The sequence below is a fragment of the Janibacter sp. CFPM2_SD2 genome, assembly GCF_057364645.1.
This window is the reverse complement of sequence record NZ_JBNFOF010000065.1, coordinates 1-14727: the sequence shown is the minus strand read 5'-3', so window position 1 is coordinate 14727 and position 14727 is coordinate 1. Positions and strand designations below refer to the sequence as shown.

Annotated in this window: 14 protein-coding genes, 1 tRNA gene and 1 pseudogene; 14 read left to right on the top strand and 2 right to left on the bottom strand. The window is 71.5% G+C overall.

The window, feature by feature from the left end; translation table 11 throughout:
* Nucleotides 1-250: 250 nt before the first annotated feature.
* On the top strand, nt 251-1282 hold the full coding sequence (locus AC2W7J_RS08155) for a hemolysin family protein (protein ID WP_255185594.1): 1032 nt from the start codon (nt 251-253) through the stop codon (nt 1280-1282).
* A gap of 89 nt (nt 1283-1371) precedes the next feature.
* On the opposite strand, the gene AC2W7J_RS08150 is transcribed toward AC2W7J_RS08155, so the two are convergent.
* Nucleotides 1372-1581 (bottom strand): hypothetical protein, encoded by a 210-nt coding sequence (locus tag AC2W7J_RS08150; RefSeq protein ID WP_485982039.1) that lies wholly within the window; start codon nt 1579-1581, stop codon nt 1372-1374.
* Nucleotides 1582-1671: 90 nt separating this feature from the next.
* On the opposite strand from AC2W7J_RS08150, the gene AC2W7J_RS08145 reads away from it, so the two are divergent.
* From AC2W7J_RS08145 to AC2W7J_RS08130, 4 genes are all read left to right on the top strand, one after another.
* The gene (locus AC2W7J_RS08145) at nt 1672-1818 is read left to right on the top strand and encodes a hypothetical protein (RefSeq protein ID WP_485982038.1); all 147 of its coding nucleotides are present in this window, start codon (nt 1672-1674) and stop codon (nt 1816-1818) included.
* A 122-nt stretch (nt 1819-1940) separates the two neighbouring features.
* The gene (locus tag AC2W7J_RS08140) at nt 1941-3491 is read left to right on the top strand and encodes a sodium-dependent transporter (RefSeq protein WP_485982037.1); all 1551 of its coding nucleotides are present in this window, start codon (nt 1941-1943) and stop codon (nt 3489-3491) included.
* Nucleotides 3488-3631: a methionine/alanine import family NSS transporter small subunit gene (locus AC2W7J_RS08135; protein WP_255185599.1), complete on the top strand. Its 144-nt coding sequence runs from the start codon at nt 3488-3490 to the stop codon at nt 3629-3631. The genes AC2W7J_RS08140 and AC2W7J_RS08135 overlap by 4 nt, the downstream gene beginning before the upstream one ends.
* Before the next feature lie 573 nt (nt 3632-4204).
* A complete protein-coding gene (locus AC2W7J_RS08130; protein ID WP_485982036.1) occupies nt 4205-4669 on the top strand; it encodes a hypothetical protein in 465 nt (154 codons plus the stop codon).
* Between the two features lie 150 nt (nt 4670-4819).
* Here the strand turns inward: AC2W7J_RS08130 and AC2W7J_RS08125 are convergent.
* Nucleotides 4820-4892: transfer RNA gene (locus AC2W7J_RS08125), tRNA-Arg, on the bottom strand.
* A gap of 95 nt (nt 4893-4987) precedes the next feature.
* On the opposite strand from AC2W7J_RS08125, the gene argS reads away from it, so the two are divergent.
* The 9 genes and pseudogenes from argS (at nt 4988) to AC2W7J_RS08080 (ending at nt 14518) form a co-directional block, all read left to right on the top strand.
* A complete protein-coding gene (argS, locus tag AC2W7J_RS08120; protein ID WP_485982035.1) occupies nt 4988-6628 on the top strand; it encodes an arginine--tRNA ligase in 1641 nt (546 codons plus the stop codon).
* 19 nt (nt 6629-6647) lie between these two features.
* Nucleotides 6648-8108: a diaminopimelate decarboxylase gene (gene lysA, locus AC2W7J_RS08115; RefSeq protein ID WP_421007270.1), complete on the top strand. Its 1461-nt coding sequence runs from the start codon at nt 6648-6650 to the stop codon at nt 8106-8108.
* Nucleotides 8105-9427, top strand: a complete 1323-nt coding sequence (locus AC2W7J_RS08110; protein WP_255185602.1) for a homoserine dehydrogenase — start codon at nt 8105-8107, stop codon at nt 9425-9427. The genes lysA and AC2W7J_RS08110 overlap by 4 nt, the downstream gene beginning before the upstream one ends.
* A gap of 3 nt (nt 9428-9430) precedes the next feature.
* Entirely contained in the window at nt 9431-10534 is a 1104-nt protein-coding gene (gene thrC / locus AC2W7J_RS08105) for a threonine synthase (protein WP_255185603.1), read from the top strand.
* A 334-nt stretch (nt 10535-10868) separates the two neighbouring features.
* A pseudogene (locus AC2W7J_RS08100) lies at nt 10869-10943 on the top strand (hypothetical protein); the annotation flags it as partial.
* Between the two features lie 55 nt (nt 10944-10998).
* Nucleotides 10999-11475, top strand: coding sequence for a homoserine kinase (locus AC2W7J_RS08095; protein WP_485982040.1), 477 nt, complete (start codon nt 10999-11001; stop codon nt 11473-11475).
* A gap of 227 nt (nt 11476-11702) precedes the next feature.
* Nucleotides 11703-13742, top strand: coding sequence for a transcription termination factor Rho (gene rho, locus AC2W7J_RS08090; protein ID WP_485982034.1), 2040 nt, complete (start codon nt 11703-11705; stop codon nt 13740-13742).
* Nucleotides 13743-13877: 135 nt separating this feature from the next.
* The gene (locus AC2W7J_RS08085) at nt 13878-14252 is read left to right on the top strand and encodes a response regulator transcription factor (protein ID WP_485982033.1); all 375 of its coding nucleotides are present in this window, start codon (nt 13878-13880) and stop codon (nt 14250-14252) included.
* Nucleotides 14253-14254: 2 nt separating this feature from the next.
* Entirely contained in the window at nt 14255-14518 is a 264-nt protein-coding gene (locus AC2W7J_RS08080) for a hypothetical protein (protein ID WP_485982032.1), read from the top strand.
* Nucleotides 14519-14727: the final 209 nt, after the last annotated feature.

Here is a 14727-nt window from a genome sequence, read left to right as displayed (position 1 = left end):
GTCCGCGGCGACGGTGGCCCGAGGGGCCGCGGGCCTGACCGGCAGACCCGGTCCGGGCGGGCTGGGGTCCAGTGGCCGACGGCTCGGCCCGGGGTCCCCGAGGGTCGGCGACGTCGTCGCTCGACGGCTGGCAGGTCACCGTCACCGATATGGACACCCGCCGCGTCGACCGCCTCCGCTTCGTCCGGCAGGCCCCCGCGGAGGGCGACGCCTCGAGCGACGAGCGTGGGACGAAGGGGGGTGAGCTCCAGTGACGACCGTGCTCATCACCGTCGCCCTGCTGCTCGCCAACGGCTTCTTCGTCGGCGCCGAGTTCGCCGCGATGTCCGCGCGGCGCTCGCAGCTCGAGCCCCTCGCCGACGCCGGCAACAAGCGCGCGGCCATCGCTGTCGACGCCCTGCAGCACACCGGTGTCCTGCTCGCCACCTGCCAGCTGGGCATCACCATCTGCTCCGTGCTCCTCGGTGCCATCTCCGAGGCGGCGCTGCACCACGCGCTGCACCCCGTCATGGAGGGCATCGGCGTGCCGCACGCCTTCACCGACGCGGCCTCGCTCGTCCTGGCCATCGCGATCGTCGTCTACCTGCACGTCGTCGTCGGCGAGATGGTCCCCAAGAACCTCTCCATCGCCGGCCCCGAGCGCTCCGCGATCATGCTCGTGCCGCCGCTCATGTGGGTCATGAAGATCGCCAAGCCGGTCATCCTCGTCATGGACTGGGTGTCCAAGGCCTTCGTGCGGGCCATGGGCATCGACCCCAAGGACGAGGTCGGCTCGGCCTTCACAGCCGAGGAGGTGCAGCACATCGTCACCGAGTCGCACCGCGAGGGGCTCGTCGAGACCGAGAAGTACGGCCTCGTCGGCGCGGCCCTCGAGTTCTCCGACAAGGACGCCCGCGACGTCGGGGTGCCCGTCGCCGACCTGGTGACCGTGCCGCGCGACGCGACGCCCGACGACATCGAGCGGCTCGTGGCCCGCTACGGGTACTCGCGCTACCCGACGACCGACGAGTCCGGCGAGCTCATGGGCTACCTGCACCTGAAGGACGTGCTCTACGCCGACGAGACCGAGCGCGCCGAGCCGGTGCCCCGCAAGCGTCTGCGCCGCATGGCGACGGTCCAGCCGGCCGACGAGGTCGAGGATGTGCTGGCGACCATGCAGCGCACCGGCACCCACTTGGCCCGCGTCGTCGACGACGCCGGCTCCACGCTGGGCGTCGTCTTCCTCGAGGACGTCATCGAGGAGCTCGTGGGCGAGGTGACGGACTCCACGCAGCGGGGGTGACCCCCTTTGTCCGCCTGCAGACAGACCTCACCAGCACTCCGCACGGAGGGCTGGGTCGAGGTATGTCTCTCCGCGAAGGGGGAGAGGGCTCAGTACTGGTAGCCGGCGCAGTACGGGCTGGTCTGGACGCGACCGGCCGTGACCGGGCCGTCGCCGATCGTGTAGGTGATGTCGAGCGAGGTCGAGCTGGAGCCACCCTCGACGACGTACTCGTAGACGCCGGGCTCGCCGGAGACGGCGATCGGGCCGGAGACGACGGTCTGGGTCTCGCCGCTGCCGTTGACCACGGAGACGAGCACCGGGGCCGGGGCGGTCGCGGGCTCGACGGCGAGGAAGACGCGGTAGCCCTTGTTGTAGCCGGCCGCCCCTGGGAGCTGCCCTGGCAGCGGGTGCCGTGGCTGCGGCCCTCGTCGATGCTCGGGATCTCGCTCTCGGACGCGGCGAGCGACGGGGCGGTGGCGGCGATGGGGATGGCCGGCGCGGTCCAGGCGATGCCCTTGGCGAGTCTGCGGCGGGAGGGGGTGCTCATGAAGTGACGCTCCTGGTGCGATCGTGATGCCGGGCGGCCGGCGGATCGGGGCGAAGTCGGCGTGGCGTGGGCCACATCTGGGGCGGATACTGGAACATGCTGGGGTTCATCCGACACCAGGAGAGTGACATGTCCAGCACACCAGAGGTGCAGGCCCCCGCGAAGGAAGGCTTCTCCTCACGCAAGGTCTTCATCTTCGCGGCCATCGGCTCGGCCGTCGGCCTGGGCAACATCTGGCGCTTCCCCTACGTCGCCTACGAGGGCGGCGGCGGAGCCTTCATCATCCCGTACCTCTGCGCGCTGCTCTTCGCGGGCATCCCGCTGCTCTACCTCGACTACGCGATCGGTCACCGCTACCGCGGGTCGGCGCCGCTCTCCCTTCGCCGTCTCGGCCGGGGCGCCGAGTGGCTCGGCTGGTGGATGGTCCTCATCTGCGTGATCATCGCCGTCTACTACGCGGCGATCCTCGCGTGGGCGAGCAAGTACGCGGCCCTGTCCTTCACCAAGGGCTGGGGCGACGACCCCGAGACGTACTTCATGCACGACTACCTGCAGCGGGCCAAGGCCCCCGGGCCGACGATGGACTTCGTCCCCGAGATCACCTGGACGATGGTCATCGTCTGGGTCGTGACGATCGGCGTGCTCGCCCTCGGCGTCCAGACCGGCATCGGCCGCACGGCCGTCGTCTTCATCCCGGTGCTCGTGCTCGCCTTCATCGTGCTCGTCATCCAGGCGCTGACGCTCGACGGTGCGATGGAGGGGCTCAACGCCTTCTTCACCCCCGACTGGGGTGCCCTGACCGACGGCGCCGTGTGGATCTCCGCGGTCGGGCAGATCTTCTTCAGCCTCTCCGTCGGCTTCGGCATCATGATCACCTACGCCAGCTATGTCGGCCGCAAGACCGACATGACCGGCTCGGGTGCGGTCGTCGCCTTCTCCAACTCCGGCTTCGAGCTGCTCGCCGGCATCGGTGTCTTCGCCGCCCTCGGCTTCATGGCCACGACGGCGGGCACCTCTGTCGGCGAGGTCCTCGGCAGCGGCGGCATCGGTCTGGCCTTCATCGCCTTCCCGACGATCATCAACGAAGCGCCCGGCGGCGTCATCATCGGCGTGCTCTTCTTCGTCTCGCTGCTGCTCGCCGGCATCACCTCGCTCATCTCGATCGTCGAGGTGATCATCGGTGCCGTGCGCGACAAGGTCGGCATCTCCCGCCTCGCGGCGACCTTCGTCGTGGGTGTGCCGATCGCCGTCATCAGCGTGCTGATGTTTGCGACGACCGGTGGGCTCTACGTGCTCGACACGATGGACGCCTTCGTCAACAGCTTCGGCATCATCGCCGTCGCGGCCGTGATGATGCTCGCCGTCACCTACGTCTTCCGCAAGCTGCCCGTGCTGCGCGAGCACCTCGACGCGCGCAGCTCGGTCAAGCTCAAGGGCTGGTGGCCGGCGCTCGTGGCCGTCGTCGTCCCGATCCTGCTGATCGTCATGCTCTGGCAGGCGCTGCGGGACAAGCTCGCCGCGCCCTACGAGGACTACCCGGCCGACCTGCTCAACGTCTTCGGCTGGGGCATGGTCATCGCGCTGCCGATCATCGCGATCGTGCTGTCCTTCATCCCGTGGCGCAAGGACGTCTCGCTCGAGGACCCGACCGTGGCCGTCGACGGAGGTGAGCAGTCATGACCACCACCGCGATCATCATGATGATCGTCGCGATCCTCGTCATCTGGGGAGGCCTCGCGCTGGCGATCACCAACCTGGCCCGCAACGGCGACTCCGCCGCCGAGGACGTGCGTGAGTTCGAGGTCCACCGCGACCTCTGACCCCAGGCAGGACGAAGGGGGCCGACGAGGTGTCGTCGGCCCCCTTCGCACGTCGTGGTGCCGCTATCTTGTGACTGCCGGCGCGGCGATGGGCCGCGCAAGGACCAGGGGAGATGCCATGCGCACGTTGCCGAGCTGGGTCATGTCCGGAGCGCTGGGGGTGGCTCTCGTCGGGATCGCGGCGCCCGCCGCGACCTCCGCGCCGGTCGAGGGGAGCTTCCAGGTCGTCGAGTGGGAGACGCAGGCGTCGTGCCGCAACCACGGCGCGCCCTCGCCCGTGGTGACGTACACGGTGCCGACCGCGGTGACCTCCTGGCGCAACATCCTCTTCGCCGTCGACGACCAGTCCGGCTACTCACGTACCGCGCTGCAGGAGGGGCAGACCACGGTCACCGAGACCCTCGCGCCGATCGCCAGCGGCGAGCACCGGCTGCGCGAGGTCGCCGGGGGCGAGCAGGAGCTCACCGTGACCGCGCCGGAGTGTCCCGAGGGATCGCCGGACCCGACGTCCGACGTGTTCCCCAACGACCGGGTCGCCGCGGCGGTCGTCGACGGGGCCTTCACCGAGCCGACGTGCACCAACCCGACCGAGCAGTCCCTCGAGCCGCCGGTCCTGCCCTTCGACTACGACAACACCGGCACGGACAACGGTTTCATCGCCTACGCCGTCGACGCCTCGTCCAGCTCGGGACCTTCGTCAGCCCCGGGGGCAGCCGCACCCAGGCGATCGCGATGGAGGAGGGCGAGCACATCTACAGCCTCTACGGGGCGAAGGGGGAGCTGCTCGACAGCGTCACCGTCACCGCGCCCGACTGCAGCGACGACGGGACGGTTGACCCCGGTACGGACGATCCGGGCGGCGACGAGCCCGGCACCGACGAGCCCGGCACCGACGACCCGGGCACGGACGAGCCGGGCACGGACGAGCCGGGGACCGACGACCCGGGCACCGGCACGGACGAGCCGGGCGACGACGCCGGCACCCCCGTGGTCACGGCGCCGACCCCCGAGATCCCCAAGGTCGTGCAGACCGGCTGAGCGTCGACCCCCTTCGCCTGCCTCTGGGTTGAGGTGATCGCGACCGAATAGCCGGTCGGGGGTACCTCGACTCGCGGTGCGCGGCTCGACCCAGCCCGCAGACGACGAAGGGCCGCCAGCGAGTGCTCGGCCGGCCTTTCGTGAAAAACGCGCCCCCGGCAGGATTCGAACCTGCGGCCCCTGGTACCGGAAACCAGTGCTCTATCCCCTGAGCTACGGAGGCGGGGTGGTGCCCGGTGAGATTAGCACCGGGGGTGGGCGTCCCGAGAATCGGCCAGCGCATCGACGCACGTGGTAGCGCACCTAGACTGAGCGACCGTGACCCCCGAAGAGCTTGTCGACGCCATCCGTGCCGCCCTCACCGCCGCCGTCGAGGCCGGCGACCTGACCGTCGAGGTGCCCACCGGGATCAGGGTCGAGCGACCGAAGCAGAAGGGCCACGGCGACTGGACGACCAATGTCGCGATGCAGCTCGCCAAGCCTGCCGGCATGAAGCCCCGTGACGTCGCGACCGCGATCGCCGCCCGCCTCGAGCAGGCCGAGGGCGTGGCCTCCGTCGAGGTCGCCGGCCCCGGCTTCCTCAACATCACCCTCGAGGCCGCCTCCGCGGGTGCCCTCGCGCGCACCATCGTCGAGGCCGGCGCCGACTACGGCCGCAACGACGCGATGGCCGGCCACGTGGTCAACCTCGAGTTCATCTCGGCCAACCCGACCGGCCCGCTGCACATCGGCCACACCCGCTGGGCCGCGCTCGGCGACTCGATGCGCCGCCTGCTCGCCGCCTCCGGCGCCGACGTCACGGCCGAGTACTACATCAACGACGCCGGCGCCCAGATGGACAACTTCGGCGCCTCGGTCCTCGCCCGGCGAAGGGGAGCCCACCCCGAGGGCGGCCTACCCGGCGCCTACGTCGACGAGCTGGCCGCGACCGCCCTCGAGCAGCGCCCCGACCTGCTCGAGCTGCCCGCCGACGAGGCCCTCGCGACCGCCCGCTCCATCGGCTACGAGGCGCAGCTCGCCGACATCCGCAGCACCCTCGAGGACTTCGGCGTCACCTTCGACGTGTGGTTCTCGGAGAAGACGCTGCACGACGGGGGAGCGGTCGAGCAGGCCATCGCCCGCCTGCGCGAGCAGGGCCACGTCGACGACCGCGACGGTGCCGTCTGGCTGCGCACGACCGACTTCGGCGACGACAAGGACCGCGTGCTCGTGCGCGCCGACGGTGTGCCGACCTACTTCGCCGCCGACGCCGCCTACTACCTGAGCAAGAAGGACCGCGGATTCCCGGAGAAGATCTACCTCCTCGGCGCCGACCACCACGGCTACGTCTCCCGGCTCAAGGCGATCGCCGCCTGTGCGGGCGACGACCCGACGAAGAACATCGAGATCCGCATCGGGCAGCTGGTCAACCTCGACGGAGCCAAGCTGTCCAAGCGCGCCGGCAACATCGTCGAGCTGCGCGACCTCATCTCGTGGATCGGCTCCGACGCCGTGCGCTACTCGCTGGCCCGCTACCCCGCGGACAGCCCGCTCAGCCTCGACGGCGAGGAGCTGCGCAAGCAGACCAACGACAACCCGGTCTTCTACGTGCAGTATGCCCACGCCCGCACCTTCAACGTCGCCCGTCTGGCGGCCGAGGACGGCGTGCGTCGTGAGGACGCCTTCGACCCGGGCCTGCTGTCGCACCCGACCGAGGCGACCCTGCTCGCGACGCTCGGCGACTTCCCGCGGGTCGTTGCCCATGCCGCCGAGCTGCGTGAGCCGCACCGGGTCGCGCGCTACCTCGAGACCCTCGCCGGCCACTTCCACAAGTGGTACGACACCTGCCGCGTGCGCCCGCGCTCCGACGAGGAGATCACCGACACGCACCGCACCCGGCTGTGGCTCAACGACGCCACCCGCCAGGTGCTCGCCAACGGCCTCGACCTGCTCGGCGTCTCCGCGCCCGAGCGGATGTGAGGCCGGCATGGCGACGAACATGAGGGCCCACGAGGCCGGCATCCTCCACGCCGACGGCTACGGGGCGGCGCCCCAGTGGCTGCCGACGCCGCAGGACGTCAACGAGCTCCTGCCGCAGCTGTGGCCGGCCAACGTCGAGCGCAGTGCCGACGGCGTGCTCGCGGTGGCGGGCCTGCCCGTCACCGACATCGCCCGTGACTTCGGCACCGCCGCCTACGTCCTGGACGAGGACGACTTCCGCTCCCGCGCACGGGCGTTCAGGGACGACTTCACCGCTCCCTTCGACGCCGTGGCCGGTGCCGACGTCTACTACGCCGGCAAGGCCTTCCTGTGCACCGCGGTCGCCCGCTGGGTCATGGAGGAGGGGCTCAACCTCGACACCTGCAGCGGTGGCGAGCTCGCCGTCGCGCAGCGCGTCGGCTTCCCCGGCGAGCGGATCGCCCTGCACGGCAACAACAAGTCCGTCGCCGAGCTGCGCCAGGCGCTGGAGTACGGCGTCGGCCGGATCGTCGTCGACTCCTTCGCCGAGATCGACCGCGTCGCCGCCGTCGCCGCCGAGCTCGGGGTCGTCGCGCCGGTGATGGTCCGCGTGACCGTCGGCGTCGAGGCCCACACCCACGAGTTCATCGCGACGGCGCACGAGGACCAGAAGTTCGGCTTTTCCCTCGCCGGCGGCCAGGCCCGCGCCGCGATCGACGCCATCGTGGCGAAGGGGGAGCACCTGCGCCTGCTCGGGCTGCACAGCCACATCGGCAGCCAGATCTTCGACGTCTCCGGCTTCGAGATCGCCGCCCGACGGCTCGTCGCGCTGCACACCGAGGTCGCCGACGTCCACGGCATCGCGATGCCCGAGATGGACCTCGGTGGTGGCTACGGCATCGCCTACACCTCCGAGCACACCCCGCTGACCGCCGGCGAGCTCGGCAGCCAGATGGCCGCCCTCGTCGACCGCGAGCTCAAGGAGCTGCGCGACGGGCACCCCGAGGCGCCGCTGCCGCGGATCTCCATCGAGCCCGGCCGTGCGATCGCCGGCCCGAGCGCCTTCACCCTCTACGAGATCGGCACGGTCAAGGACGTCGAGGTCGCCCACGACGCGATCCGCTCCTACGTCAGCGTCGACGGCGGCATGAGCGACAACGTGCGCACCGCGCTCTACGGCGCCGACTACTCGTGCACCCTCGCCAGCCGCACGTCGAGCGCCGGCCCGCGCCTGGTCCGTGTCGTCGGGCGGCACTGCGAGAGCGGCGACATCGTCGTCATGGACGAGTACCTGCCCGCCGACATCACGCCCGGTGACCTCATCGCGGTCCCCGGCACCGGTGCCTACTGCCGCAGCCTGTCCAACCAGTACAACCACACCCCCCGCCCGCCGGTCATCGCCGTGCGGGACGGCGTCGCGCGCGTCATCGTGCGTCGCGAGACGATCGACGACCTGCTCGCCCTCGACGTGGACGAGCCCGCCCCGCAGGAGGTCCGATGACCACCGACCAGCAGACCCCCCTTCGCGTCGCCCTGCTCGGTGGCGGCGTCGTCGGTGGCAGCGTCGCCCGCCAGCTGATCACGCAGGCCGACGACCTCGCCCAGCGCATCGGTCGCCCGCTCGAGCTCGTCGGCATCGCGGTGCGCCGCGCCGGCCGCGACCGCTCCGACCTGGGCGTCGACCCGGCGCTCTTCACGACGGACGCCGCCGAGCTGGTGACCCGCGCCGACATCGTCGTCGAGGTCATCGGCGGCATCGAGCCGGCCCGCAGCCTCATCCTCTCGGCGATGGAGCACGGCGCCTCCGTCGTGACGGCCAACAAGGCGCTGCTCGCCGAGGACGGCCCGACCCTCTACGCGGCGGCCGCCGACCACGGCGTCGACCTCTACTACGAGGCGGCGGTCGCCGGGGCGATCCCGATCCTGCGCCCGATCCGCGACTCGCTCGCCGGCGACTCGATCCGTCGGGTCATCGGCATCGTCAACGGCACGACGAACTTCGTGCTCGACGCCATGGACTCCACGGGCGCCGGATTCTCCGAGACGGTCGAGCGCGCCCAGGCGCTCGGCTACGCCGAGGCCGACCCGACCGCCGACGTCGAGGGATTCGACGCGGCGGCCAAGGCCGCGATCCTGTCCTCGCTGGCCTTCCACTCCCGGGTCGGCAGCGCCGACGTGCACCGCGAGGGCATCACCGAGGTGAGCGCCCGCGACATCGCGGCGGCGCGCGACATGGACTGCACCGTCAAGCTGCTCGCGATCTGCGAGCGGGTCGAGGGCCCCGACGGCACCCCGGGCATCTCCGCCCGGGTGCACCCGGCGCTCATCCCGCTCAGCCACCCGCTCGCCTCCGTGCGCGAGGCCTACAACGCGGTCTTCGTCGAGGCCGAGGGCGCGGGCGACCTGATGTTCTACGGCCAGGGCGCCGGCGGCGACCCGACGGCCAGCGCCGTGCTCGGCGACATCGTGGCCGTCGCGCGCACCCGGGTCACCGGCGGTCGCGGGCCGGGCGAGAGCGCCTATGCGCACCTGCCGGTCCTGCCCATCGGGCAGGCGATCACGCGCTACCACGTGAGCCTCGACGTGGCCGACCGTCCGGGTGTCCTCGCGAGCGTCGCGCAGGTCTACTCCGACCACGGCGTGTCCATCGAGACCGTGCGCCAGCAGGTGGTCACCGACGACCACGGCGAGGCGCGGGCGATGCTCATCATCGTCACCCACGCGGCGACCGATGCCGCACTCTCCGCGACCGTCGCCGAGCTCGCCCGGCTCGAGACGGTCAACGAGGTCACCTCCGTCATGCGTGTTGAAGGGAACTGACACATGGCAGCCCACCAGTGGCGCGGCGTCATCACCGAGTACTCCGACCGGCTGCCGATGCTGGCCGGTGCCCCGACCGTCACCCTGCGCGAAGGGGGGACCCCCCTCATCCCCGCCGAGCACCTCAGCGAGCTCGTCGGCGCGCAGGTCCACGTCAAGTACGAGGGCCTCAACCCCACCGGGTCCTTCAAGGACCGCGGCATGACGACCGCGATGTCGATGGCCGCGGCGAAGGGGGCCAAGGCCGTCATCTGCGCCTCCACCGGCAACACCTCGGCGTCGGCCGCCGCCTATGCGACCAAGGCCGGCATGACCTGCGCCGTCCTCGTGCCCGAGGGCAAGATCGCGATGGGCAAGCTCTCGCAGGCGATCGCGCACGGCGCGACCCTGCTGCAGGTGGACGGCAACTTCGACCACTGCCTCGACGTGGCCCGCAAGCTCGCCGAGACCTACCCGGTCGAGCTGGTCAACTCGGTCAACCCCGCGCGCATCGAGGGGCAGAAGACCGCGTCCTTCGAGATCGTCGACGCGCTCGGTGACGCCCCGGACATCCACTGCCTGCCCGTCGGCAATGCCGGCAACATCACCGCCTACTGGCGCGGCTACCGCGAGTACGCCACCGAGACCGAGGGCGTCTCCGGCACGCTGGCGCCGGTGTCGACCCGCACCCCGCAGATGTGGGGATTCCAGGCCGCCGGCTCCGCGCCGATCGTCCTGGGTCACCCGGTCGACGAGCCCGACACGATCGCCACGGCCATCCGCATCGGCAACCCCGCCTCGTGGCAGCAGGCCGAGGCCGCCCGTGACGAGTCCGGCGGGCGCATCGAGGCGGTCACCGACGAGGAGATCCTCGCCGCCCACCGCATCCTCTCCGCGCGCGAGGGCATCTTCGTCGAGCCGGCCTCCGCCGCCTCGGTCGCCGGCCTGCTCAAGGCCTCGGCCGCTGGCCGGGTCCCGGCCGACGCGACGATCGTCTGCACGGTCACCGGCCACGGCCTCAAGGACCCGCAGTGGGCCCTGAAGAATGCCGACGGCTCCGACGTCGCGCCCGTGAGCGTGCCCGCCGAGGCCTACGCGATCGCCCGCGAGCTCGGTCTGCAGGACTGAGCATGTCGATCCCCGTCGGGACGTCGGTCACCCTCGCGGTGCCCGCGTCCAGCGCCAATCTCGGCCCGGGATTCGACTGCGTCGGGCTCGCGCTCGGCGTGTGGGACGAGTGCACGGTCACCGTGACCGAGCAGCCCGGCCTGCAGGTCGAGGTCACGGGCTCGGGCGCCGACTCGGTGCCCCGCGACGAGAGCCACCTCGTCGTGCGGACGATGGCGACCACCTGGCAGCACCTCGGCGTCACGTCTCCGGCCGGGCTGCTGCTTGAGGCGACCAAACGCGGTGCCCCACGGGGCGCGGCCTGGGCTCGTCGGCGACGGCGATCGTCACCGGCGTGGCAGCTGCCCACGCCCTGGCCGTGCGCGGCGGCGCCCTCGCGGGGGAGGAGCTCGACCTCGAGGTCGTCAACGCCATCGCGGCCGCTCTCGAGGGGCACCCGGACAACTCGTCCGCCAGCGTCTTCGGTGGGGCGACGCTCTCCGTCACCGAGGCGGGCGCGCGCTGCCGCGGACCGGACCGTCCCCTCGCCTCGACCGCGGATCACGCCGGTCGTGCTCGTGCCGGGCACGACGCTGAGCACGCACACCGCCCGCTCGGTGCTGCCGGAGGTCGTGCCCCTGGCGACCGCCGCGGCCAACTCCGCGCGCACCGGCCTGCTGGTCCATGCGCTGACGAGCGCCCCCGAGCTGCTCGTCGAGGCCACCGCGGACCTGCTGCACCAGGAGGCGCGCCGCCCGAGCTATCCGGAGAGCATGGGGCTCGTCGACGCCCTTCGGGCCGCGGGGCTCGCCGCGACGATCTCCGGTGCCGGGCCGTCCGTGCTCGTCCTCGCCGGTGCCGACCGTGTCGACGAGGTCCGTCGGGTGACGGCCGAGGTGGCCGCCGGCTGGCAGGTGCTCACCCCCGGGGTGCCCGCGCACGGGGTGCAGCTGCGCGGGTGATCCCTCACCCGGCACCGCAGTGATACATTGGCGGTGCTCCTTCAGGTCCGGTGCCTCGGCGACGTCGTCGAGTCGCACACGATGGGCCGGAGCCTCCTCCCACGTGAGTGCCATCGGCCTCCGGGTCCGGCACGCAGCCGTGGGGATCAGTGACAAGTCGTCCCGCTCTTGACGGGATTCATCAGGCCTGCCCGTCCCGGGTGGCCCCAACGAGGGAAGGGTCCTTCGTGACCGACACCACGACTGGCGACAGCGCTGCTCCCGCGACCAGCGAGCAGCCCCGTCGCTCCGGCGCCCTGAGCGCCATGCGCCTCGCCCAGCTCCAGCAGCTCGCCTCGAGCATGGGGATCACCGGCACCGCCAAGATGCGCAAGAGCGACCTCATCTCCGCCATCCGCGCCCAGCAGTCCGGCTCCTCCGCGCCCGCCCCGGCGAAGTCCGCGGCAAAGAGCACCTCGGCAGCGCAGAGCACCTCGGCAGCGCAGGGCACTTCGGCAGCGCAGGGCACTTCGGCCGAGCAGAGCGCCCCGGTCGAGCAGGCTGCTGCGGCCGAGCAGGCCGCCCCCGAGGCGAAGGGGCGGGAGCGCCCCTCCCGCGAGTCGGCCCCCGCCGAGCAGGAGCGCGGCCAGCAGGACACCGACCAGCAGGAGCGCGGCCAGCGCGACTCCGGCGAGCGTCGCGGCGGCAACGACCGTCAGGGCAATGACCGCCAGCAGGGTGGCAACGACCGCCAGCAGCGCGGCGACCGCAACGACCGTCAGCAGGGCGGTGAGCGCCAGCAGGGCGGCAACGACCGTCAGCAGGGCGACCGTCAGGGCGGCAACCGCAACGACCAGCAGGGCGGTCGCAACCAGGGCGGCAACCGCAACGACCAGGGCGGCAACGACCGTCAGGGCGGCAACCGCAACGACAACCGCAACCAGGGTGGCAACCAGCAGGGTGGCAACCAGGGCGGCGGCCAGCAGGGCGGCGACGACGAGCGCGGCGGCCGCCGGCGCAACCGCAACCGCAACCGCAACCGGGACAAGCGTCGCGGCGGCGGTCAGCAGTTCGACGACACCGAGCCGCAGATCTCCGAGGACGACGTGCTCGTCCCGGTCGCGGGCATCCTCGACGTCCTCGACAACTACGCCTTCGTGCGCACCTCGGGCTACCTGCCCGGCCCGGGCGACGTCTACGTGCCGCTCGGCATGGTCAAGCGCAACGGCCTGCGCAAGGGTGACGCCGTCACCGGTCAGGTCAAGGCCGCCCGCGAGGGCGAGGAGCCGCAGCAGCAGACCGTCGGGACCAAGGGCAACCGCGGCAAGTACAACCCGCTCGCCAAGCTCGAGACGGTCAACGGCATGAACCCCGACGACGCCAAGCGCCGCGCGGAGTTCGGCAAGCTCACGCCGCTCTACCCGCAGGACCGCCTGCGCCTCGAGACCGAGTCCAACGTCCTCACCACGCGGATGATCGACCTCGTCGCCCCGATCGGCAAGGGCCAGCGTGGCCTCATCGTCGCCCCGGCCAAGGCCGGCAAGACGATGGTCATGCAGTCGATCGCCAACGCGATCACGACCAACAACCCCGAGTGCCACCTCATGGTCGTCCTCGTCGACGAGCGCCCCGAGGAGGTCACCGACATGCAGCGCGCGGTCAAGGGTGAGGTCATCGCCTCCACCTTCGACCGCCCGGCCGACGACCACACGACGGTCGCCGAGCTGGCCATCGAGCGCGCCAAGCGCCTCGTCGAGATGGGCCACGACGTCGTCGTGCTCCTCGACTCGATCACCAAGCTGGGTCGCGCCTACAACCTCGCCGCCCCGGCGAGCGGGCGCATCCTCTCCGGTGGTGTCGACTCCGCGGCGCTCTACCCGCCGAAGAAGTTCTTCGGCGCGGCCCGCAACATCGAGAACGGCGGCTCGCTGACCATCCTCGCGACCGCGCTCGTCGAGACCGGCTCGCGCATGGACGAGGTGATCTTCGAGGAGTTCAAGGGCACCGGCAACATGGAGCTCAAGCTCGACCGTGGCCTGGCCAACCGCCGCATCTTCCCCGCGGTCGACGTCAACGCGTCCGGCACTCGCCGCGAGGAGATCCTCCTCGCGCCCGAGGAGCTGAAGATCATGTGGAAGCTGCGTCGCGTGCTCGCTGCCCTCGACACACAGCAGGGCGTCGAGCTGCTCATCGACCGGCTGCGCAAGACCAAGACGAACTACGAGTTCCTCATGCAGGTCCAGCAGACGAGCTCGATCAAGCTCGACGACGAGGACGAGACCGCCTGAGTCTCGACCACACACGGCTGGGGGGCCGCTGCGCTACGTGCGCGGTGGCCCCCTTCGTCGTCAGCACTCATCCTGCGTGACCCGGGCATGGCGCCTAGGGTTGCGGTACACCACGATTCATCGCGGAGGTCGCACATGATCGAGCGGACCGTCGTCGTCGCCGACGACGACGCCGACATCAGAGACCTGGTGGCCTTCAAGCTGGCCAATGCCGGGTACACCGTCGTGCCGGTGGCTGACGGCGACGAGGCGCTGCACGCCATCGGCGAGCACCGCCCGGACCTGGCCGTGCTCGACGTGATGATGCCCGGTCGCTCCGGCCTCGACGTGCTCCGCGCGATCCGCGACGACGGCGAGCTCGCCCGGACCAAGGTCATCCTGCTCACCGCGCGGGCCCGCGAGGTCGACGTCGACGCCGGCTTCAGCACGGGCGCCGACGACTACCTCACCAAGCCCTTCAGCCCCCGGGAGCTGGTACACCGCGTCACCGCGCTCCTCGACCGCGGGTGACCGTGGAGATCGTCGTCCAACCCTGGATCCTGCGACTCACCCTCTGGATCCTCCTCGGAACCCTCGTCGTGCTCGTCGCGACGATCGTCATGGCCCGTCTGGCCCGGCGCGAGCAGGCCCGGGCGTCGACCGCCGCGTGGGTCCGCTGCGCGAGGACGTCCTGGCCGTCGTCTCCGGCGATGACGAAGGGGGCTCCGCCAGTCGGCTCGCCGCGCTGCGGGGCCGCTCGGCGGACCTCGTCGAACCGGTGCTCGTCGGGTACCTGAGCAAGGTCCGCGGAGCACCCGCGGACCGCATCACGGAGGTCCTCGCGGCCCACGGGATGCACCGAAAGGCCTCGCAGGGGTCGACTCCGTCTCGGGCATCCGCCGTGCTCGCTCGGCGTGGGCCTCGGCACGATGCGCGTCGACGGTGCCTCCGCCGCCGCTGGCCCGCCTCCTCGACGACCGCGACCGCGGCGTGTCGGTCACGGCCG

Coding starts and splice junctions, on each gene's coding strand:
- AC2W7J_RS08135 (WP_255185599.1), top strand. CDS start 3,488: ATGACCACCACCGCGATCATCATGATGATCGTCGCGATCCTCGTCATC.
- AC2W7J_RS08110 (WP_255185602.1), top strand. CDS start 8,105: ATGACCACCGACCAGCAGACCCCCCTTCGCGTCGCCCTGCTCGGTGGC.
- thrC (WP_255185603.1), top strand. CDS start 9,431: ATGGCAGCCCACCAGTGGCGCGGCGTCATCACCGAGTACTCCGACCGG.
- AC2W7J_RS08140 (WP_485982037.1), top strand. CDS start 1,941: ATGTCCAGCACACCAGAGGTGCAGGCCCCCGCGAAGGAAGGCTTCTCC.
- lysA (WP_421007270.1), top strand. CDS start 6,648: ATGAGGGCCCACGAGGCCGGCATCCTCCACGCCGACGGCTACGGGGCG.
- AC2W7J_RS08085 (WP_485982033.1), top strand. CDS start 13,878: ATGATCGAGCGGACCGTCGTCGTCGCCGACGACGACGCCGACATCAGA.